This is a genomic window from Myxacorys chilensis (assembly GCF_059505265.1).
The window spans coordinates 24,943-45,109 of record NZ_JCACKG010000149.1; the positions used below are offsets into that span (position 1 = coordinate 24,943).

Sequence of the window (20,167 nt, forward strand, 5' to 3'; positions counted from 1 at the left end):
ACATCAATAATTTGGAGCGAAACAATTTATGCGAGCCGTTTGCTGGCACGGTGCTAACGATGTACGGGTCGAAACTGTACCTGATCCAAAAATTCTTAATCCCCGTGACGCCATCTTAAAGATCACAGCCACCACTATTTGCGGCTCTGATCTGCACATCTATGATGGCTACATTCCTTCGATGCAACCGGGTGACATCATTGGTCATGAGTTCCTGGGAGAAGTGGTTGACGTCGGTCAAGAAGTCAGGACACTGAAGCGCGGCGATCGTGTGGTCACCTCTTCTATTATTGGTTGCGGACAGTGCTATTTTTGCAAACATCAAGAATGGTCGTTGTGTGATAACTCCAATCCCAATGGCTGGATGCAAGAGCCTTTGTTTGGTCACGGAACGGCTGGTATCTTTGGCTATTCACACCTGTTTGGTGGCTATGCAGGCGCTCAAGCAGAATATGTGCGAGTGCCGTTTGCCGATTACGGATGCGTCAAAGTTCCAGACGGATTGAGCGATGAGCAAGCCTTACCCGTCTCAGATGCGTTTCCTACGGGCTATATGGGGGCCGATCTTTGCAACATCAAGCCTGGAGATGTGATTGCGGTTTGGGGCGCAGGCCCAGTCGGGCAATTTGCTATGCGGAGTGCTTATTTGTTGGGTGCAGAACGAGTCATTGCGATCGACAGAATTCCTGAGCGGTTGGCGATGGCAAAAAACAACAGCAAAGCTGAAATTATCAACTACGAAGAGGTTGATGCAGGAGAAGCGCTAAAAGAAATGACAGGCGGCAGAGGACCAGACGCTTGTATTGATGCCGTCGGGTTAGAGGCACATGGAACCGGCTTAATGGGCTTCTATGACGAAGCTAAACAAGCCGTTCGACTTGAAACCGATCGTCCTCATGTACTCCGACAAATGATCGTAGCGTGTCGCAAAGGCGGCACACTCTCCATCATGGGAGTGTATGCAGGCTTTATCGACAAAATGCCAATAGGTGCAGCCTTTAACAAAGGATTAAAGATCAACATGGGCCAAATGTACGGACAAAAGTACATGCCTAGATTGCTTGAACATGTTGTGAATGGTGATGTTGATTCGTCTGATGTGTTTACTCATCAGATGCCTCTTACCGAAGCCAAACAAGCTTACGAAATGTTTAAGCACAAGCGGGATAACTGCATCAAGGTGCTGCTGAGGCCCTGATGTTGCCGAAACAGATGTCTTGTCTGTTAAACAACAGATTAAGACATCTTAGTGGCTGATTCTGTGTTGCTCATTTAATCTTCAACTCGTACAACTTATCAAAACCTATAACTTACTAAAATCAATGACTCAACTACGCAGAACTCTAATCGTTCTGTTAACCAGTGTGTTTCTGTTTGTTGGCATCCTGTTTAGCACGAGCGCTTATAGCCTCGCTGCCATTACCCCTTCTGAAGCTAAAGATATTATCCGAGAGTCGAACAGTCCTCAAGAAGCAGGCGCAAAGCTGAGAGCTTCAGACTCTTCTGAGAAACTTCGCAATCACGAGACGTTGAACACGGCAAAAGAAGTGAGAGAGCGGGTAGAGGCTGGCAAGCCTGATCGTAGAGATCCGCTCATTAGCAACACCCAAAACAAACTTGAAGAAATCGTTGGGAACGTCAAGGAAAAACTCCACCTTGATGAGCCTACTCCCTAGAGTACAAAAGATTTTGGAAACGATACTAAGGGTAAAGCAAACGAGGTTTTAGGCAACTCTAACGATTAATTTAGGTGTCACTAGAAAGATCAGTCAAGGATCCAGGTCTACTAGAAGGTAAATTACAGGAGAAATTAAAATAGATGAAAGCAGTTTGTTGGCATGGATCAATGGATGTTCGAGTAGATACGGTTCTTGATCCTAAGATTTTGAATCCTCGCGACGCCATTATCAAAATTACGTCTACAGCGATTTGTGGTTCTGACTTGCACCTGTACGATGGTGTGATCCCAACCATGCAATCGGGTGACATTTTAGGGCACGAGTTCATGGGCGAAATCGTCGAACTGGGTTCTGATGTAAAGAACTTGAGTATTGGCGATCGCGTAGTTGTGCCGTTTACGATCGCTTGCGGCAACTGCGCTTTCTGCCGCCGCGATAAGTGGTCGTTGTGTGACAACTCTAACCCCAATCAATTCATGGCAGAAGCGCTTTATGGCTATTCTGCGGCAGGGCTATTTGGTTATTCACACCTGTTTGGCGGCTACGCTGGCGGTCAGGCAGAATATGCTCGTGTACCTTTTGCCGATACAGGTTTGTTTAAAGTTCCTGAAGGACTGACGGACGAGCAAGTTTTATTCCTAACTGACGTTTTCCCTACCGGGTACATGGCAGCCGAAAACTGCGATATTCAGCCTGGAGACGTGGTAGCGGTCTGGGGTTGTGGCCCAGTTGGGCAGTTTGCCATCCGCAGCGCTTATATGCTGGGAGCCGAGAGAGTGATTGCGATCGATGAGGTTCCCGAACGTATGAAGATGGCGAAAGAGCAGTGCGGTGCAGAAGTCATCAACTTTAAAGAGGTCGATGCAGGCGAAGCGCTGAAGCAAATGACCGGAGGACGTGGGCCTGATTCTTGTATTGATGCGGTTGGCCTCGAAGCTCATGGTGCTGGGGTAGATTCGCTCTACGACATGGCAAAACAAGCCGTTCGATTAGAAACCGATCGTCCAACGGCGCTCCGGCAAATTTTGGTCGCGTGCAGCAAGGGCGGAACTGTCTCAATTCCGGGCGTATATGGCGGACTGTTGGACAAAGTTCCGTTTGGGGCAGCGTTTAGCAAAGGTTTAACCATGAAAATGGGTCAAACTCATGTTCATAAATATTTGCGCCCTCTGATGGAGCGAATTCAGAACGGGGACATTGATCCCTCTTTCATCATCACGCATCGTTTTGCGCTGGAAGATGCTCCCAAAGGATACAAGATATTCAAGGAGAAAAAAGAGGACTGTATCAAAGTTGTGCTGAAGCCGTAAATTTAGATATTAAACTTGGCGAAGCCAATTGCAGATAGGGATGTTTAACACAACGTCCCTATCATTGTTTTAAACACTGAATTGAAACATAGGAGGTCTGAGGTGACTAATCGGGACAGTAATCCAAATCGGTTGTGGCTCAGTATCTTTATGATGGGTATCGTTTTGCTGATTGCGGCAATTCTGTTTCTTCCGACCAGAAGCGCTCTGCAACTTTCCATCCTTGCCCTTAGCATGATTTTGTTCGTCATCTCTGGCCTGATTGGAGCAGCAAGACCCTAACTGCGTCCCGTGATAGACAGTCCTTCTACAATCACGGAAGGGGTATGACAAGACCCATTCCAATCTGCGTCTCCACCCATCTCAACTAAACTTTTTAGCGCCGTGTAGACGCTTCCCGAAAGCATCGTGTCTTTCACGCGACCGACGATTTGACCGTTCTGCACTCGGTAGCCCAAATCGACGTTGATGGAAAATTCACCCGAAATTCCGGCCCCGCTGCCCAGCATTTGATCAAGAATTAACCCATTCTCCAACGTTGCAATTAGCTGATCGAGCGACTTCGACCCCGGTTGAATCAAGAGATTAAACAATCCTGGTGTAGGATAGCTGCCCAACCCTGATCGAAAGCCATTGCCTGTTGTGCCGCTTCCCAAGGTTTTACCGACGGTGCGATCAGTGTAGAACAATTGCAGCACACCGCGATCGATAAATGTAATTGGTCGCGTTGGCGTTCCTTCATCATCAAATGGACAGCTAAACGGCCCGGAGGTAGGTTGCTGTGAAATGGTGATGGCATCTGAAGTTACTTGTTGTCCTAAGCGATCGCTCCAAGGAGATGCCCCTTCGATCACCTGCTTCCCGTTTAATGCTGCTTGCACAGTGCCCCACAGCATATCTGCTGCCTTAGAGGTGAACAAAATCGGCACTCGCCCAGTTGGAGTCGAGGTGTTCTCTTTTGCCCACTCCAACCGGCGCAAAACCTGCTGTGCGATCGCGTCGGGATTCAAGCTGCCCCGCTCAGTTTGTCCATCGCCTACATTAAGAAAGTCATCTCCGCGCACCCATTCCACTTCTAAGTAGCCGCTCAAGGTGGTGTCGGTGTAGCCACAATCTAGCCCGTTGGAGTTGATCAATCGAGTGGTTTCGGCTTCGCACTCCCACCCGCCGCCACAGAGAACTTCTGGAAAGCGATCGCGCACGAGTTCGATCGATTGTTTTCCCCATTCGACTAAAGTTTCGACCGTAACGGCGTCACCCACATCTGGATAAATTTGTTTTGAAGCGGGAGATAGTTCAATTTCCTCGGATTCATTCAGGTCACTAATCGCGATCGCGCGATCCACAAGGGCTTGAGGCTCGACATCTCCATACGCCACTGCCAAACCCGGACGCCCTCTTTTCCAAAGCCTGAGTGCTGTTCCTTCTGCCTGAGCGCTTTCGAGTTGTTTGAGCCGATTGGCTTCAAAATAAACGGGACGCGAGAGCGATCTCGACTGAAAGACTTCTGCGGCTTCTGCGCCCGATCGCAGCGCTAACGCTAACAGTTGTTCGGATAGAGTGTGTTGAGCATCGCTAGAAGTCATAAAAAATTCTCAGAGCAAACGCTGGAACGAAAAATGAGAAATCCCATTTCATCAAACCATGATTCGATTCCCCTATTTCCCCGATTTTAAGGAATGGTCTAGATTTTTGTGGAGGATGCTAAGTTGATGTCTTGCAGTAACCAAAATCCTGCGAAGGCTTCAACATCAGGGCTGGTTTGAATCGCGAGAAAGTGAACGCCGTTTGCTTGGTGTTTGGCAATCTCAAACTGTTCGGCTTCAGGTTTGGTTTGTTTATCTAAACTTGTGAGAAACCAGCGATCGCTGATTCCGGTTTCCAGCAGCAGTCGGTTGGGCAAGGCTGGATCAAATTTGACATCTGCGAGTTCTAGTCCTGACAGCCAAGCGGCCATTGTTGTAGCGCGAGACGAGTAGATGATCAGTCCCGATACAGGAGTTTCTGCGTCCAGTTGGGCGAGCGTTAGTGGAAACGCTTCTCCAAACTCGATTGACCAGTCATTCATCTCGTGCAAGGCACTTGCGGGTAAGGTGGCAAATATCCATTTCTGACCCGTTAAGGCATCCGGTAAGGGCTGCGGGGGAGTGACAGGGAAGGCCACGGATGGAGTGGCAGCCGCCTGATAACCAGGATGCTCTGGATAAACCGTGAGCAAGCGATCGTGCAGCCATACATTGAGCGCGTAGGTACGACGGCTCAGGTAAGCGGGGACATTTAATTCTTTGCAGGCCGTCATGATCATATTATTCATGGCCTGTCGAAAGAATCGGATTTTATCGGGCGGACTCGGAGCACGAGATATCGCTTCTTCGATCGCACTTGTCAGCCAAATTGAATTGACCTGGGAACTGGAACAGTACTCCGAAAATCGAAATAAGGTTTCGGGCTGAGCATCCACAGTGGTCGGGCTTTCGCAGATTAACACTTCCCAAACTTTTTTCTTTTGCTCATCCAAAATTGGACGAGAGTAGTAATCGAGTTCCCAAATCGTAGTCATAGGTTAAAAGCGGGGGTGTCTTATAGCAATCCTATTGCTATTGGGTGATGGAAGTGCAATTTCTACAAGGCGATCGCAGCTTAGCTGACCACGATCACAACTTCGAGTATTAATCAATTGTTAAATAGTAGAGCGTTAAGTAGCAGAAATCGAAAGCAATGAGCGTTTTATAGAATCTTTTCTCCGCTGGACAAGGCTGAGAGTATATACCACACTTGAGCCTTTTTTTCTACACTGAAAATGAGGTTGTATTAAAGGACGGAACAATGATAGAAGGTGAACAGTCAGTATTTCTACAGTTGAAAAACGTTTTTTGGTTACTACTCCAGGCGAGATTAGCAGCTAGTACCTGACAAAACTGTAACGAAATTCGACTGAACATCAGGGTTTGCTTTGAAACGCGAAATCAGATTGAAGTAGGTAGAAAGCAACAATGGTGTTCGAGCAAATCGTCAGCATTTACAAGCTGTACGCTTGGGTCTTTTTGACCTTTACAGTTGTTGAGCTGGTAGTTCCAATCAAGCGGCATTCCGCTAAAAGTTACTTGATAGGTGTTCTATCGCAACTAGCATATTTTGCATGGACAGCTGTGTTTCTAATGGTGGTGTCCAAGATAAACATGCCAAGTCTGCTACATTTCAACGTGCAGTATTTAGCAAGCGACAACCGTTTTCCTGTCATCGCTCTCAAATCTTTTGTTCTTCCCTGTCTGCCATTTCTGCTGTTTGACTTCTTCTACTACTGGTTTCATCGTTTACAGCATCGCTCTAGGCTACTGTGGCGGTTTCACCGTCTGCACCACTCGCACACCGAGATGAACATCTGGAATCATGTGAACCACCCGCTAGAGCAGCCTCTAGAATGGGTGTTTATTGTCATTCCTTCAACGCTATGCGTCCGGCTGATTTTGCCCGATACTGGTACGCTAGGACTCTTTCTAGGAGTGTGGGGGATTATAATCCACTCCAATTGTCGAGTTGTAATGCCGGGGCTGCGGCATGTGCTAACGACAACGATGCATCACCGAATTCATCACAGTCGAGAACCTCAACACTACGATCGTAATTTTGCGTCAATCTTTCCACTCTACGATCGACTGTTCGGTACATTTACTTGGACAGACAAGTTTCCTGAAACAGGGCTTTAGCTGTAAGGCCTATTGCGGCTATACGCTGATCGTGGGAAGCCCACTGAAACGGTTTATAAAAATGAAACAGTGCCCGTGGAGACGTTGAACAGGCACTGTTCGAGAAAGCGATCGCAAGGCAAACTGCTCTATTGCCTAACTGCCTAGCAAGTTTTTCCGGGCACGATCTTGCCGCGATTCTGCCTCTTCCATCACCGTTGCCAAATTCTCCACCATCTCGCCCGGATGGTTCTCTAGCACTTTGGTTGACAACGAGATCCGACCTCTACCTTCATCGAGATCGACAATCATCGCCTTGATCGGCTGACCGACTTCTAAGAGAGCTGGAAGCGATGGGATGAACTTTTGACTGATTTGATTGATGTGCAGCAATCCGGTCGTGCCGTCAAACTCAACGAACGCACCAAACGGTTTGAGACTCGCGACTTTACCTTCAATAAGTTGTCCGGCTTCGAGTTGGCTGAAGTTTTGAGCGCGAGCCGCGAGACGGTTAGATAAAACAATTTTGTTGCGATCGCGATCCAATTCTAAAAAGGTCACGGTCAGAGTTTGGCCTTTGAGGGCTTCTAAGTTCTCTCGCTCGACGAGGTGCGATCGCGGAATAAATCCTCGCAATCCTAAAACATCAACGGTTACACCACCTTTATTCATGCCCGTGACGCGCACCTGTACGCTTTGGTTGCTGTCTTGCATTTCTGCCAAGCGCTCCCAAATTTTTCGATACTCAAGCTGACGTAGCGAGATTGTTACCTGCCCATCTTCATTCTGTTCACGAACAATCAGGAACTCTCGCTCTTCCTGCAACGGCAGAATCGTTGAGACATCCGCCACTTGCCGAACACTCGCCTCTTCAACGGGTAAAAATGCTGGAGACTTTCCCCCAATATCGACCAATGCGCCACCGCTTTCATAGCTGTATGCTTTTCCTGTCACAACCTGACCCTTCTGAAACTGATAGTCGTGTTGCTCAAGCGCTTTGGCGAAATCTTCCATCGAGAAGGAAGCGTCGGGGGACTTAGATTGCATTGATTTTTCCATGACGAACAATTGAGATGCTTTTGAAGCACATTTGTCAACATCCAGTGTAGTACGCGCTTAGAGATTGGGAACGAAGAATTCATCCTGCAGCCCAATCAGAACATGCCCCCTTAACCTTGCTTCATAAATCTTTCTAAGGAGCGATGTGGCGCTATTATTCAGTCGTAGACGATATTGAAAGAGCTAGTGTATGCGACCTTCGCCATGAGACTTAAAACTGGAATTCGCCTGCTAAAAGACACAGTTCAGGAATGGAATGAAGATAACGTTCCGATGCTGGCAGCAGCACTAGCCTACTACACTGTATTTTCGTTAGCGCCCTTACTGCTGATTGCGATCGCGATCGCGGGTGCATTCTTAGGCGAAGAAGCCGCACGGGGAGAAGTCGTCACTCAGCTTCAAGGCATCGTTGGAAAACCTGCCGCAGACGCCATTTCTGCTCTGATTGATAATGCGAATAAACCTAATTCGGGCGGTACGATCGCAACGATCATTAGCGTTGCGATCTTGCTATTTGGTGCATCTGGCGTATTTGGACAACTTCAGATGGCACTAAATATCATCTGGGGAGTGAAACCTAAGCCTGGACGAGCGGTAAAGAGTTTTATTCAATCCCGCTTTTTATCGTTTGCAATGGTGCTAGTAATCGGATTTTTGTTACTTGTTTCATTAGTTTTTACGGCAGTATTGTCTCTCATCAGCAATTACTTTGGTAATTTTGTTCCTGGTTTTCTAATTGTTGGAAAAATTCTTAATTTCGTTATCTCTTTTGGAGTAATTACTTTTCTATTTGCAGCCATTTATAAGTTTCTTCCCGATGCAAAAATTCCTTGGAGCAATCTTTGGGTCGGGGCAGCGGTCACTGCAATATTGTTCAACCTCGGCAGGTTTCTAATTGGGCTTTACCTAGAAAATGGTGGTGTCAGTTCTAGTTATGGTGCGGCGGGGTCGCTGGTCGTCATTCTAATTTGGGTGTTCTATTCGGCTCAGATTCTGCTGCTTGGAGCAGAATTCACGCAAGTCTACTCCAAATATCGAGGCAAGCCAATTCAACCGTCGAAATACGCAGTTCCGACCTCACGACCCGATGCCTAAACCGAACGCTCAATCACGCCCCCACCAAGCAGTACTTCCCCGTCATACCAAACGGCAGCTTGACCCGGAGTAATACTAAACTGCGGCTCATCAAACACAACTCGCACCCGCCCCGCTTCAAGCGGAATTACGGTCGCTGGGGTGGCGGCCGAGCGGTAGCGAATTTGCACTTCGGCTTTGATTGGGGCAGTAGGCTGAGCAATCGACACCCAGTTGACGCGCTGCACAGTGCAATCTGGGCGAAACGCCGCATCCCGCTCTCCTACGATGACTTGATTCTTCAACGCATCTAAACCAATCACATAAAGCGGCTCGCTGTGGGCTATCCCAAGTCCTTTGCGCTGTCCAATCGTGTAATGATGCACGCCTTCATGCTGACCGAGGACAGTTCCGGCGCGATCGACAATTTCACCATTTTGAGGCGTGATGTACTTGTCAAGAAATGCCCGCATCGAACCGTTTGCCTCAACCAAGCACAAGTCTTGACTTTCGGGCTTTTCTGCTGTGTGCAAGCCAAACTCACCCGCCATTTGGCGCGTTTCGGTTTTGCGCGTTTCTCCCAACGGAAACACCACATGAGCCAGAATTTCTTGGCTGAGATCGTATAAAAAGTAGGTTTGATCTTTCGAGCGATCCACGGCTCTGAGAAGTTGGTGGCGTCCGGTTGCCGGATCAAACCGAGTCCGGGCGTAATGACCTGTCGCGATCGCATCAATGCCCAACTGCTCACGAGCATACTTCAGCATCGGGCCAAATTTGACGGCTTTGTTGCACTGCGAACACGGCAAGGGCGTAATCCCGTCTCCATAGCCAGACACCAAATAATCGACAATATTTTCTTGAAACACATCGCGAGTATCAACAATGTGATGCGGAATACCCAGTTCTTCGCAAAGCCTAGCGGCATCTACCATGCCTTCTGAGCAGCACTGTCCCTTGCCCTTCATCAACCAGAGGGTCATGCCTTCGACCTGATAGCCTTGGTCATGTAGAGTAGCAGCAGCAACAGAACTATCGACTCCACCAGAGAGTCCAACCACGACTTTGTTCATGGAAACCGAGAGAAAGAAAATATAGCTCTAGGCTAACACTGTTCGTTGAGGGTTGAATGAGGGATGCTAGCGGCAAGCCTGTGCAAGAAAGCGCCAATTCTAGCGAAATGAATTAGCCGTAGGAAGCACAGAGAAAAAAGTTGCTGAATTAAGGGCTAATGTCCGTGTTACACTGCCGCTAAAATTTCATTGTGACGTTGTTTACTGAATCGGGGCAAAAACCATGGGGTGTGGGAGACAGGTATTAAGGGCGGTTCCGTTAGGAGTGCGCTTGACAGGGGTAACGGTTTGTATGGGTGTAGCACAGATTGGTCTAGCACAGCCGCCAGCCGTCGCGCAAACGCTGCCACCCCCCCCTGTTCTAGTTCCCGCTCAGCCCAACAGTTACCCGCCCCCTCAAACCTATCCACCCCCTCAAACCTATCCCGTGCCCGGAGAACGAGTTTATAGTCCGCCTAGCGGAAGCTACTCGCAGCCGACAGTTGGACAATACCGGGTTTACGTTGATAGCAGTGATCCGTATCTGTTGCAGCAAATTAAAACGTTTGAACCCGGCGCGTTTTTTCAAACTCTTGGAGGGCGGCGCGTGATTCAGACAGGCACGTATAACAGTGAGGCAAATGCCCGTCAGCAGGTGGCTTTGCTTGCCTCTCAAGGGATAAGAGCGAGCATTACGACCCAATCAGGAGGGCAAATTCCCGGTGGAGGGGAAAGCCCGAGTGGGTATTACGCGATCGTACCGGGATCTCAAAATGAACTACCTAGATTGCGCGATCGCGCCATTCAGTTGGGTGTCTCTCGAACGGCAATCCGGCTGCGCGATCGCCCGATTGGTCCTCATATAGCCGTAGGTCCTTATGCCACTCGCAGTGATGCTGAAATTGTGAAGCAGTTTCTGCGCGATCGTCAGTTTGATGCGCGAGTTTTTTACGGTCGTTAAATCAACTGAGCAGCTATCCATCCAATTCCCAACCCCAACCAAGCAACCAGCGTCAGCATAATTAGAGCCTGAATGTTGTTGAATTCTGCTGTTTGAATGTCAAGCCGTGCTAATGACTCAGCCGAGAAGACCATGAAGAACGGCAGGAATATCTTGAACCAGTTGAGCAAGATTGAAGCAAAAGCAGCCGCTCCGATTAAAAACGTGAACGCAACAGTGTCTGAATTAAACCACCTGATCAGCATGCGTTGCAGTCCCCGAATCGGACTCATCATCAAGATGGCTAGAACAAGTCCCCATACGATCGCGATTCCAAATATCACAGGAGAATGAACGGATAGAATAAATTTACCAAAAATGGCATAGGCTACCAGTAATAGCGACAGCGAGAGCCAAGGACATCTTCTACAGATTGAAATCATAGGTTGAAAACGAGAGGCGTGACCAATTCATTAGTAACACGTTAACTCCCAACGTTAAGGCGTGCAGATCGTCGATTTCAGATTTTCGCGGCGATTATTTTTTACAACTGTTTAGGAAACCTAGACCACTCGGTTTTGGCGAATACATTCTGCGTACCAGCGATAACTAGATTTTGGGATTCGCTGCTGCGTTTTGTAGTCGATGTATGTGATGCCAAATCGTCGATCGTAGCCGTAAGACCATTCAAAATTATCCATCAAACTCCAGACGAAGTATCCTTTGATCGGATAGTGCTCGACAGCCGCCCGATGAACACTCTGAAGATAGTGACGTAAATACAAAACCCGATCAAGATCAATGATTTCACCCGAAGGTTTTACTTGATCTTGAGCCGCACAACCATTTTCAGTAATGTAAATCGGTAGATCCGGGCGATTCATCGTTTCGCTAACATGACGAATCCCCCAGTACAAGCTCTCTGGAACAAGCTGTAGCCAAGGCATATTCAGCGCGGGATAAGCTTTTGGAAAGTTGAGCCACTCACAGCCTTGCCAGTTATCGGCGGCACGAATGTAGGTTCCTGTATAAATATTGAGACCTAAAAAATCAAGGGGTTGATGAATAGTTTTCAGATCACCATCTTGAACATCCGGTGCATCGCTTCCAAGTTGTTCTAACAACGCGGGATGATATGCTCCCGTTAATGCTGGGTAAATCATTCCACCATTGCCACAGTGGTACGGAAAAGCTCGCTTTGCCGCTTCAATATCCTCTGCTGATTCGGTGAGCGGAACCGTGATTCCGAAGTTATCGACCAAAGCAATTTGCGCCTTTGTCGATGCCGCTCGGATTGCTTGACATCCTAATCCATGTGCCAACAGTGCATGATGGGATGTTTGCCAAACGTCTTTTTGAGATTTCACACGAGTTCCGGGCGCATGTTGAGGCGTTTTGCCCACGGCATATCCCATGTGTGTAAAACAAGAGATTTCGTTGAGCGTCATCCAGTTTGTAATGCGATCGCCCAATCGACTCACGACTGCTGTTGCATAGTCCGCGAAGTCTTGCGCCATTTCTCGACTGCGCCAAGAACCGTATTTTTGCTCCAACGCCGCCGGACTATCCCAATGAAACAGCGTCGCGTAGGGGGTAATGTTATGTTTGAGCAAGCGATCGACCAATCGCCTATAGAAATCAATTCCAGCCTCATTCACCTTGCCTCGACCATCGGGAATAATGCGGCACCAAGAGAGGCTGAAGCGATAATTCTGGATGCCCAAATCTTTCATCAGCTTGATGTCATCTTCGTAGCGGTGGTAATGGTCACACGCGATCGCGCCCGTATGTCCTTTTACCGTCCGTCCGCGAGTCGCGCTAAAGGTATCCCACACACTCGGCTTGCGTCCGTCTGTTTCAGTGGCTCCTTCAATTTGATAGGCAGCCGTCGCTGCGCCCCACTGGAAGTCTTTTGGAAATTGATAGCTTGTCATAGCGAATCTAGTTTTTACGGTGAGCGCGGGTTTGAATGAGGAGCGCGATCGCAATTACAATCGACGGAGACAGGACAGCAATCAATACAGTAGTCAACGTTGGTGCAACGTTGAGAAACGGAGCAAGATATTTGATAGCGATCGAGAGTGCTAATGAGGGAAGAACCACTTTGAGAATAAAAATAAACGTATCCATTTTGATTTTGGTGAACCATCTCGAACCTGACCGCAAATTTCTGAAGAAGTGCTAATTCCTGAAAGAGCTACTCATCTACTCTTTACTGTTCATACTATTTCTTACCCATTGCCGAAATGCTCTCAATGTTGTATTTCTCCCTACCGTTCTACTTTCTACCAAATATTGAGGAATGACTTGCGTTAATGGCAAATTTGGAAAAATCGAGCTATGTTCTGATATCTGATATCGATCGTCTTTCAAAATATTAATTTGTAGATTTTCCTGTTCAAATCGCCACAGTTCGGAAACGCCTAATGCTTGATAGAGGCGTGGATGCGTCCGAGAAGTGACATTAATTTCTAGCGCTAAGTCGGGAGGAGGATCAGTCTCCAAGTCGAACCGTCTTTTACCCCGCACTTGGGACTCGTTTTGAATATAGAAACATTGATCAGACTCAATTCCTGTCAACATGGCCTGATCTTTAAACGTTGTAGAGCCTAACGTCAAAAATTCGATATCTAGTTCTTCCAATAATGCTTTGATCAGATCTCCGATAATTTCTTTGTCTCCTTCATGAGCAGGTAGCGGTGACATAATCTCTAGAGTTCCATTATCGTAAGCCAGCCGAGAGGCACGATGTTCACCTAACTCGTCCAAAATCCGCTCAAATTCTTCCCAAGTAACATCTTGTAGCAAGACGTGCTGCCCCGGCGGAACTTCAATACGACTGAGTTCTAATAACATCTGACGCATTTTTAAAACATGTTGTTATTTTCGCTCAATCGTAATGATTCAACCATCACTGAAAGTAATGTTGTTTTTCGATTTAGAGCTTGGAGCAAGCGATCGGTCAGAGTTTGGCAAAGCCAGTCGCTTGCTCAGGAACAACACTGAGGGCTATCAGAATCATGGTTCAATTCACTCCATCCCTCACGCTCTAGCTCTCAAACGTGATTAGCGTAAACCCACTACCGCAGTTTTACGAGTTCTCTGCACGCCTCTCAAAAACATTTCTTCAGGTAGAATCTGAAATTACGTAAAAACACAGATGAGGTTTAGGTATTTGTCTGCAACTATAGTTACATAAGTCATTTCATTAGAGAGTATCAACTTTCACAGCTACCAGCCCAGTAGTGTCGCGCTACTGGGTTTTTTACTGCGCTTGGGCAGCTTCAGGAATGATATGGAGTAGAGAGCTGTAGCCAAGGCTGAGAGACGATCGCCTTGCTCAAGAATTTAGGACTTAGACAGCAATCCTTCGGAATTTGGCAGAGCGAACTGCGCGTTGGCAGCAAATTTTGGATACCTTCGGAAGAAGCTTCGCCTACGAACATAGCCAACGCCTGCGGCAACACTTTGTGAGGAATAGATTAGTTACCACTATTTGTTTTTTGCAGAGGAGTGCTGGAAGCTACATCCGTTTCATCTACTACCCAATCCGCTGCCTGTTCTGGAATAGCTAACTGCACTTGCACTGAAAGCAGAGTACAACTCCAAAAAATCGGCTACACCAAGCTCTGAAGAATCGCGTCATTTACCACACCCGGAGCTTCTGCCATGATCAAATGTCCTACGTCTGACACCGTGATGTGAGTGCTATTTGGGTGCTGATGTTGCAGCCGCGCTAACCATTTATGCCCCATCACAGGCGGGAACATCGGATCGCTGCTGCCCGTGATAATCGTAATTGGGCAAGCAAATTCGTGATGGCGTCCATCGTAGCCCCAAAATGCTTCGATCGCTTCGTAGGGGTGAGGATCAGTCGGGAGATCATGAGACCGTTCAGGCTCATCGTCTTGGGCACTACCAAGAGAATTGATTAACACGTGTGGCTGCCAACGATAGAGATTATGCCCAGCAATTCGCTCTGCGAAGTTCCAAAAGAGCGCAAAAAACTTGATCGCGGGAATTTCCCACCATGGCGTTAGATCATGCGTGCCACCTGCGATCGCAATGATGGCCCGCGTCGGATGGCGTTTTGCCCACTCCAAACCAATCGGAACGCCATAGCTATGACAACACAAAATTGGATTTTCAATCTGAAAGTGTCTCAGCAACCGCGTTAGATCGCGTCGATGTCGCCCCACCGAATAGCGCTGATAGCGCCTAGAGTCTCCATGCCCCGCCAAATCATAGGCAAGAACCGCCTGCCCAGACGCCCGCAAAAATTCCCATTGCAGCCGCCAATTGTAGCGACTGCCAAGCCCGCCGTGGATACAGACGATCGCGGGCAATCGACCCGGTGCATAAGCTACTTGCAGGGCAACGCTCCGCAGTTGAATCTGCGTTCCTGCAAGCGTGATTGGTTCCTCTATCGCTGACGAGTACGGCATAGGCACTGAGACTGGAAAAAACCGAGGCTGGGCAAAACCAGATTAGCGCTTCCGTCTCGATGAGTACGAAAGCTTGCTTCGAGGAAACAAATACCGAATTGAGGCGAGGGCACACATGATAATGATACCGACCATCAAAAGATCAAAAACCATAGGGCAACATCACAGCTTAGCGAATCTCAGGTTACTAAGTCTTAATGTACAGTTGTGGTTTGACATCCGCATGACTCTGTTATCGCGACGCTTTAACAGGCAGCAGGAGCGAGTCAATCCTAAAATGCAAAGAACTAACGTTTTGCGATCGCAGAAATGCTAAATGCTTCAGATGGCGCGATCGGTAGAGAAAATCGAAAAATACTGCCTTTGCCCAATTCACTCTCGGCTTGAATCACCCCATTTTGTAACTCGACCAATCGCTGAGAAATGGCTAAGCCGATACCCGTTCCTCCAGAGTGGCGATCGCGCGATCGATCCGATCGCCAGAATCGCTCAAACACATGAGGTAGTTCTTCTGGCGCAATCCCTTGTCCGGTATCCTCGACAGCAACCCAAACTTGAGCCGCCGCTTCCCACGCCCGTAGGGTGACACTGCCCTCGGGAGTATAGCGCAGCGCATTACCAATTAAATTAATCAAAATCTGTTCGACTCGCTCTGGATCAGCAAGAACGAGCGGTAGAGTTTGAGGACAGTCGAGCTTTAGACTCGGATTATCGTCTAACAGCTGATCGGAGAATTTTTGAATCAGGGAGTTTAACAACGGGTAGAGATTAAGCGATTGCAGATTGATCGGCAAATAGCCCGCTTCTGCTTTAGACAATTCTTGTAGATCATTTACGAGCCTGCGAAGCCGCGTCGTTTCTTTGGCAAGACGCTGATAAATATCAGTTGAAGGCTCGATCGTGCCATCGCTCAACCCTTCTAAATAGCCTTCCAGAACCGTTAAAGGCGTTCGCAATTCGTGGGTCAAGTCACCAACCAATTCACGGCGACGCTGTTCCACTCCTTCCAGGTTTTTTGCCATACGATTAAAACTTTGAGCCAGACGATTCAGTTCAGGAATTTCGTTCGTCGGAACCCGTTCTTCTAAACGTCCAGAGGCAAAGCGGCGAGTGATGCGTTCCATCTGAACTAAGGGTTGCATAATGCGTTTGGACACCCAATAACTCAGTGCGATCGCAGAGGTTCCTCCAACAATGACTGACCAGAACGCGCCTCGACTCCACGCCGAATCAAATCCCTCCAAAAGTTGCCGTCGGGAATAGATCAAGTTAAACCCGTACCCTTGCAGCTTTTCAAGATGCCAAATAAATAGCTGCGGAGAATAAATTTTTCCGACCACCAACAGCGTACTGATGCCCACAATCATCACGATCATGTGGGACAAAAAGAGGCGTGTACTGAGGTTAATTCTGTTCATCTAAGCCTAGGCAACGGCGTCTTCAAACTTATATCCAACGCCGATCACCGTTTTTACAAACGTCGGATTTGCCGGATCGGGTTCAATCTTTTTGCGCAGCCGAGCAATATGAGTATCGACCACGCGTTCATCTCCAAAGAAGTTACTACCCCAAAGTTTATCAATCAGTTGAGTCCGGTTCCAGACGCGACCAGGGTAACTCATAAATGTCGAGAGCAGGTCAAACTCTAGCGTGGTCAAATCTAAAGCTTCAGTGCGAGCGCCATCCACTTGACGAACCGCTGAGCGCTGGTCTAAATCCACCATAAAATTTTGAGTCCGATAGATCTGGCTCTGTCCGCCTTGACGCAGAGTTCGTCTAAGCAACGCTCGAACTCTGGCAACCAGCTCCTTGGGGCTAAATGGTTTAACCATATAATCATCGGCTCCCGTCGAAAGCCCAATGATGCGATCGAGTTCTTCTCCTTTCGCCGTCAGCATCAGAATATACGGATCTTTCAGCCCTGGCTTTTGACGGACTCTAGCGCACACTTCCAAACCATCTAAGCCTGGAATCATTAGATCCAGGATGATTAGATCAGGCTTTTGGTCTTGAAACATGGTTAGTGCGCTCAATCCGTCTCGGCAGGTGCGACAGGAGAATCCTTCTTTCTCAAGGTAAAGCTGAATCAGTTGAGCAATTTCTGCTTCATCTTCAACAATCAGAATTTCCATACATCGCGTTGAAAAGACAACACTCTAGAGTTTAACAACTCCCAGAATATGAGAAACTATTTTTGGGGAAGTACCGCTTATCAAGACCTTGCTTCTGACAAAGTAGAGTTTTATTGAGTTTTGTTAACTTTCTTAAGATTGATACAAATCGACCGATAGAATAGCGCTTAGCGCAGCATTGTTCATGACCCAGTTGGGCTTGTTTGGGAGGAGAGATGGAGTTTCTAAGTAACATTAACTTTGAAGCGATCGCACAGTTGACCCTGGTAGGCATGATTATGCTGGCAGGTCCGGTGGTGATCTTTCTGTTAGCCTTTCGCGGTGGCGATCTCTAGTAGCAATCTCTAATAGTTACAAGCGCTTTCAGTGTTTGTTGGCTTTGAGAACCCGCAACAGTGTTTGACAGAATAAACAGTTCCCCGTGAACTCAAAATTTTTACAGGTTTAAGAGAGAGTAGCTCCAAAGTCTGGTCATCACTGACCGGGCTTTTTTGTTGCTATCTATCTTGTCGAATAACAAATTCTTTGTCTCTTTGCTTGTCGCTATCCAAGCCTCTCTCCCTGTGCCTGTAGTTCTTCTTTGATTTTGGGTTTGAGCTTCTCAAATTCGTCCTTGAGGACATCTTTACTGAGCGTCGGTTTGCCGATCGCTGCCCAGGTACGACTCGTTAACGTCCATTGAAGCAACTGCGATCGCTGTATCGGCGTCATTTGCAAGGGCAGAACATAAGCGCAATGGTGCGGATCTTCGATCGCAAAAAACAGAATGTAATATTTCTCTTTATCGATCAGCAGGCGCGAAATCTTCTCGCCCTGCTCGGTTTTAAGATCCAAATAGCAGCGCAACCATCGCGGATCGGTCTCTTTGTGGTGGAGTTGGTTATACAACGCTGTAACCCATAAAATCATGGGATGAGGCGACATCGTACACAGAAAATTCTTGTAAAGCCGATTGTAGAGCTTGCCAATCTGAATGTTTTCAATCTCTTGCTGAGGCAACATCACCCAAATTGTCGCAAGCGTTTCTCGCTTGGTTTCTAGAACATGCGGAAACACAATTTGAGCCACGGGTTTGTCTTTGGGCCACGTCGTTAGTTGGCACGCTTCATCCGGTGTCAGGGCATCAGGATCGCGAGCAGGAGCAGCTACTGGGCGTCTGAGCAGCGCTTCACTAATGCGATGGCTAATTTGCCGCGTCGCACTGTAGCGCTGTTCCAACGGTTCTAAGGCTTTGAGAATATCAGCGATCGTTTGAGGACGAGCATTTACATCCTTCGCCAGACAACTCATTACCAAGTTCTCCAGCATCTTCGGCACTTTGAGATTGGGATTGATCGATTCAAACGTGCGCGGAGCTTGGAAGTGATGCGTTTTATACCAACCACCAAACGAGTGAGTATCGGCTTGGAGCGGCATTTTTCCGGTCAGCATCTCAAACAACATGACACCCAAACTATAGATGTCCGATCTCGAGTCGAGTTCGCGCCCTTCCATTTGCTCTGGTGACGAATAGGCCAACGTGCCCATGTAGGAACTCGTTTGGCTAACGTCTGCTTGCAGCAGTTTAGAAATGCCAAAGTCGAGAATTTTGACGAGTTCGCCAAAGCCCGAGTCTTGAATGACCAACAGGTTACTCGGCTTAATGTCGCGATGGATGATCGGATAGGTCGAGCCATCGATCGTAATGCCTTGGTGAGCGCACTGAATACCCGCGCAAATCTGACGTGCCAAACTGAGAAACCGAGGTAACGGCAAATTCTGGGTTGAGATAATATCGCTGAAGCTACTACCCTGCAAGTATTCCATCACATAGTAAGGCACCTCCTGCTCATCAACGCCATAGTCCATCACTCGCACAATGTGCATACTTTTGGTGCTGAGCAGGGCGCAAGTTCGGGCTTCACTGCGGAAGCGATCGCGCATTTTGCGCGTCAGCAGCGTTTGGGCTAAAAATTTGATCGCCACAATCACGCCACCGAGTAACACGTCTTCCGCTTTGTACACTTGTCCCATTGCCCCACGTCCAATCAACTCGATTAGCTGATAGCGATTGGAGAGAAGCTGTCCGATTCTAGGGTCTTTACGGGAGCGAGTCTGCACAGGAGTCCTTGGGGAATGGGGACAAAAATGGGAGTAGAGATTCGAGATGAAGAGGCAACCAAACATGAGAAAAAGTCTGAGCCCAGTATGGACAGTTCGGTTTGTAAAGTAACTGTCAGGTCTGGAGACTTCCCACTGATGCTCTATTCCGACTGGCGCTCTAAGGTCGCTTCCATCGTATTCGTCAGATAGTGCCCAGACAGGACATTACCCGACAAGTAATACTTATGGTCATCTACGCGATACAACGTTTCAAATCCGCTGCGGCGCTGGCGATCACCCAAGGCCCAATAGCGTTGCACAATTGATTCCGGGGCAATCCAACCTTCTCCTTCAACGCGACCGAGGAGACTGTGTTGCAGCACAAACGTATAGCGACGATCGCCTGCATCTAACCGCCCTCTGTACTGAAAGCTTATTTCCTCGCGATCGCCCGCCGGAAAAACCAGCTTTGTCACCATCGTGAACCAATCATCTCGGCTCCAGGCAACCAGAATTTTGCCTTTTACAAGAATGGGGGGTCCATGCCGCTCTAGCCAGTTTCCCTGAAGAGTCCAGCGTCCGGATTCCAGTAAAAAGGTGTGGTTCACAATGGCAGTCCTTGGGTGCTAAGGGATGGGGAGAGGGCGGTTTGGGATGATTGCCTGTGCGGTTTGGCAAAGCGTTGGTCGAAGGTATCCCCTCATCGTT

The 20,167-nt window shown here is 48.0% G+C and carries 22 protein-coding genes; 9 read left to right on the plus strand and 13 right to left on the minus strand.

Annotation, left to right across the window (positions count from 1 at the left end):
• Positions 1-28: 28 nt before the first annotated feature.
• The 4 genes from AC5JLB_RS10860 to AC5JLB_RS10875 all read left to right on the plus strand — a co-directional run bounded on the left by AC5JLB_RS10860 (position 29) and on the right by AC5JLB_RS10875 (position 3,271).
• Positions 29-1,198 (plus strand): zinc-dependent alcohol dehydrogenase, encoded by a 1,170-nt coding sequence (locus AC5JLB_RS10860; protein ID WP_495873849.1) that lies wholly within the window; start codon positions 29-31, stop codon positions 1,196-1,198.
• A 124-nt stretch (positions 1,199-1,322) separates the two neighbouring features.
• Positions 1,323-1,676 carry a hypothetical protein gene (locus AC5JLB_RS10865; protein ID WP_495873850.1) on the plus strand — a complete coding sequence of 118 codons (354 nt, stop codon included), beginning with the start codon at positions 1,323-1,325 and terminating at the stop codon, positions 1,674-1,676.
• A 170-nt stretch (positions 1,677-1,846) separates the two neighbouring features.
• The gene (locus AC5JLB_RS10870; RefSeq protein ID WP_495873851.1) at positions 1,847-2,989 is read left to right on the plus strand and encodes a zinc-dependent alcohol dehydrogenase; all 1,143 of its coding nucleotides are present in this window, start codon (positions 1,847-1,849) and stop codon (positions 2,987-2,989) included.
• A 102-nt stretch (positions 2,990-3,091) separates the two neighbouring features.
• Entirely contained in the window at positions 3,092-3,271 is a 180-nt protein-coding gene (locus AC5JLB_RS10875; RefSeq protein WP_495873852.1) for a hypothetical protein, read from the plus strand.
• Here the strand turns inward: AC5JLB_RS10875 and AC5JLB_RS10880 are convergent.
• Positions 3,268-4,575 carry a TldD/PmbA family protein gene (locus AC5JLB_RS10880; protein ID WP_495873853.1) on the minus strand — a complete coding sequence of 436 codons (1,308 nt, stop codon included), beginning with the start codon at positions 4,573-4,575 and terminating at the stop codon, positions 3,268-3,270. The two genes, AC5JLB_RS10875 and AC5JLB_RS10880, sit on opposite strands and share 4 nt — an antisense overlap.
• A gap of 98 nt (positions 4,576-4,673) precedes the next feature.
• A complete protein-coding gene (locus AC5JLB_RS10885; protein WP_495873854.1) occupies positions 4,674-5,549 on the minus strand; it encodes a Tab2/Atab2 family RNA-binding protein in 876 nt (291 codons plus the stop codon).
• A gap of 433 nt (positions 5,550-5,982) precedes the next feature.
• Here AC5JLB_RS10885 and AC5JLB_RS10890 point away from each other — a divergent pair, with 433 nt between their 5' ends.
• Positions 5,983-6,696, plus strand: coding sequence for a sterol desaturase family protein (locus AC5JLB_RS10890; protein WP_495873855.1), 714 nt, complete (start codon positions 5,983-5,985; stop codon positions 6,694-6,696).
• A gap of 135 nt (positions 6,697-6,831) precedes the next feature.
• Here AC5JLB_RS10890 and AC5JLB_RS10895 read toward each other — a convergent pair whose 3' ends face one another.
• Positions 6,832-7,722 carry a S1 RNA-binding domain-containing protein gene (locus AC5JLB_RS10895; RefSeq protein ID WP_495873856.1) on the minus strand — a complete coding sequence of 297 codons (891 nt, stop codon included), beginning with the start codon at positions 7,720-7,722 and terminating at the stop codon, positions 6,832-6,834.
• Between the two features lie 216 nt (positions 7,723-7,938).
• Here AC5JLB_RS10895 and AC5JLB_RS10900 point away from each other — a divergent pair, with 216 nt between their 5' ends.
• The gene (locus tag AC5JLB_RS10900) at positions 7,939-8,829 is read left to right on the plus strand and encodes a YihY/virulence factor BrkB family protein (RefSeq protein ID WP_495873857.1); all 891 of its coding nucleotides are present in this window, start codon (positions 7,939-7,941) and stop codon (positions 8,827-8,829) included.
• On the opposite strand, the gene mnmA is transcribed toward AC5JLB_RS10900, so the two are convergent.
• Positions 8,826-9,881, minus strand: a complete 1,056-nt coding sequence (gene mnmA / locus AC5JLB_RS10905; RefSeq protein WP_495873858.1) for a tRNA 2-thiouridine(34) synthase MnmA — start codon at positions 9,879-9,881, stop codon at positions 8,826-8,828. The two genes, AC5JLB_RS10900 and mnmA, sit on opposite strands and share 4 nt — an antisense overlap.
• Before the next feature lie 223 nt (positions 9,882-10,104).
• Between mnmA and AC5JLB_RS10910 the strand changes: the two genes are divergently transcribed.
• The gene (locus AC5JLB_RS10910; RefSeq protein ID WP_495873859.1) at positions 10,105-10,821 is read left to right on the plus strand and encodes an SPOR domain-containing protein; all 717 of its coding nucleotides are present in this window, start codon (positions 10,105-10,107) and stop codon (positions 10,819-10,821) included.
• Here the strand turns inward: AC5JLB_RS10910 and AC5JLB_RS10915 are convergent.
• From AC5JLB_RS10915 to AC5JLB_RS10930, 4 genes are all read right to left on the minus strand, one after another.
• The gene (locus AC5JLB_RS10915) at positions 10,818-11,243 is read right to left on the minus strand and encodes a hypothetical protein (protein ID WP_495873860.1); all 426 of its coding nucleotides are present in this window, start codon (positions 11,241-11,243) and stop codon (positions 10,818-10,820) included. The genes AC5JLB_RS10910 and AC5JLB_RS10915 overlap by 4 nt on opposite strands.
• Before the next feature lie 120 nt (positions 11,244-11,363).
• Complete coding sequence (locus AC5JLB_RS10920) at positions 11,364-12,734, minus strand: GH1 family beta-glucosidase (RefSeq protein ID WP_495873861.1); 1,371 nt, start codon at positions 12,732-12,734, stop codon at positions 11,364-11,366.
• Positions 12,735-12,741: 7 nt separating this feature from the next.
• Entirely contained in the window at positions 12,742-12,930 is a 189-nt protein-coding gene (locus AC5JLB_RS10925; protein WP_495697345.1) for a hypothetical protein, read from the minus strand.
• A 75-nt stretch (positions 12,931-13,005) separates the two neighbouring features.
• Positions 13,006-13,665 carry a Uma2 family endonuclease gene (locus AC5JLB_RS10930; protein WP_495873862.1) on the minus strand — a complete coding sequence of 220 codons (660 nt, stop codon included), beginning with the start codon at positions 13,663-13,665 and terminating at the stop codon, positions 13,006-13,008.
• Between the two features lie 34 nt (positions 13,666-13,699).
• On the opposite strand from AC5JLB_RS10930, the gene AC5JLB_RS10935 reads away from it, so the two are divergent.
• Entirely contained in the window at positions 13,700-13,870 is a 171-nt protein-coding gene (locus tag AC5JLB_RS10935) for a hypothetical protein (protein WP_495873863.1), read from the plus strand.
• A gap of 547 nt (positions 13,871-14,417) precedes the next feature.
• On the opposite strand, the gene AC5JLB_RS10940 is transcribed toward AC5JLB_RS10935, so the two are convergent.
• The 3 genes from AC5JLB_RS10940 to AC5JLB_RS10950 all read right to left on the minus strand — a co-directional run bounded on the left by AC5JLB_RS10940 (position 14,418) and on the right by AC5JLB_RS10950 (position 17,377).
• Positions 14,418-15,245, minus strand: a complete 828-nt coding sequence (locus tag AC5JLB_RS10940) for an alpha/beta fold hydrolase (protein ID WP_495873864.1) — start codon at positions 15,243-15,245, stop codon at positions 14,418-14,420.
• Between the two features lie 287 nt (positions 15,246-15,532).
• On the minus strand, positions 15,533-16,621 hold the full coding sequence (locus tag AC5JLB_RS10945; RefSeq protein WP_495873959.1) for a sensor histidine kinase: 1,089 nt from the start codon (positions 16,619-16,621) through the stop codon (positions 15,533-15,535).
• A gap of 48 nt (positions 16,622-16,669) precedes the next feature.
• Entirely contained in the window at positions 16,670-17,377 is a 708-nt protein-coding gene (locus AC5JLB_RS10950; RefSeq protein WP_495873865.1) for a response regulator, read from the minus strand.
• 215 nt (positions 17,378-17,592) lie between these two features.
• Here AC5JLB_RS10950 and psb30 point away from each other — a divergent pair, with 215 nt between their 5' ends.
• Entirely contained in the window at positions 17,593-17,712 is a 120-nt protein-coding gene (gene psb30 / locus AC5JLB_RS10955) for a photosystem II reaction center protein Ycf12/Psb30 (protein WP_495697339.1), read from the plus strand.
• A 208-nt stretch (positions 17,713-17,920) separates the two neighbouring features.
• On the opposite strand, the gene AC5JLB_RS10960 is transcribed toward psb30, so the two are convergent.
• Both AC5JLB_RS10960 and AC5JLB_RS10965 read right to left on the minus strand, forming a co-directional pair.
• Positions 17,921-19,477 (minus strand): serine/threonine protein kinase, encoded by a 1,557-nt coding sequence (locus tag AC5JLB_RS10960; protein ID WP_495873866.1) that lies wholly within the window; start codon positions 19,475-19,477, stop codon positions 17,921-17,923.
• 143 nt (positions 19,478-19,620) lie between these two features.
• On the minus strand, positions 19,621-20,067 hold the full coding sequence (locus AC5JLB_RS10965; RefSeq protein WP_495873867.1) for a hypothetical protein: 447 nt from the start codon (positions 20,065-20,067) through the stop codon (positions 19,621-19,623).
• Between the last annotated feature and the right edge of the window lie 100 nt (positions 20,068-20,167).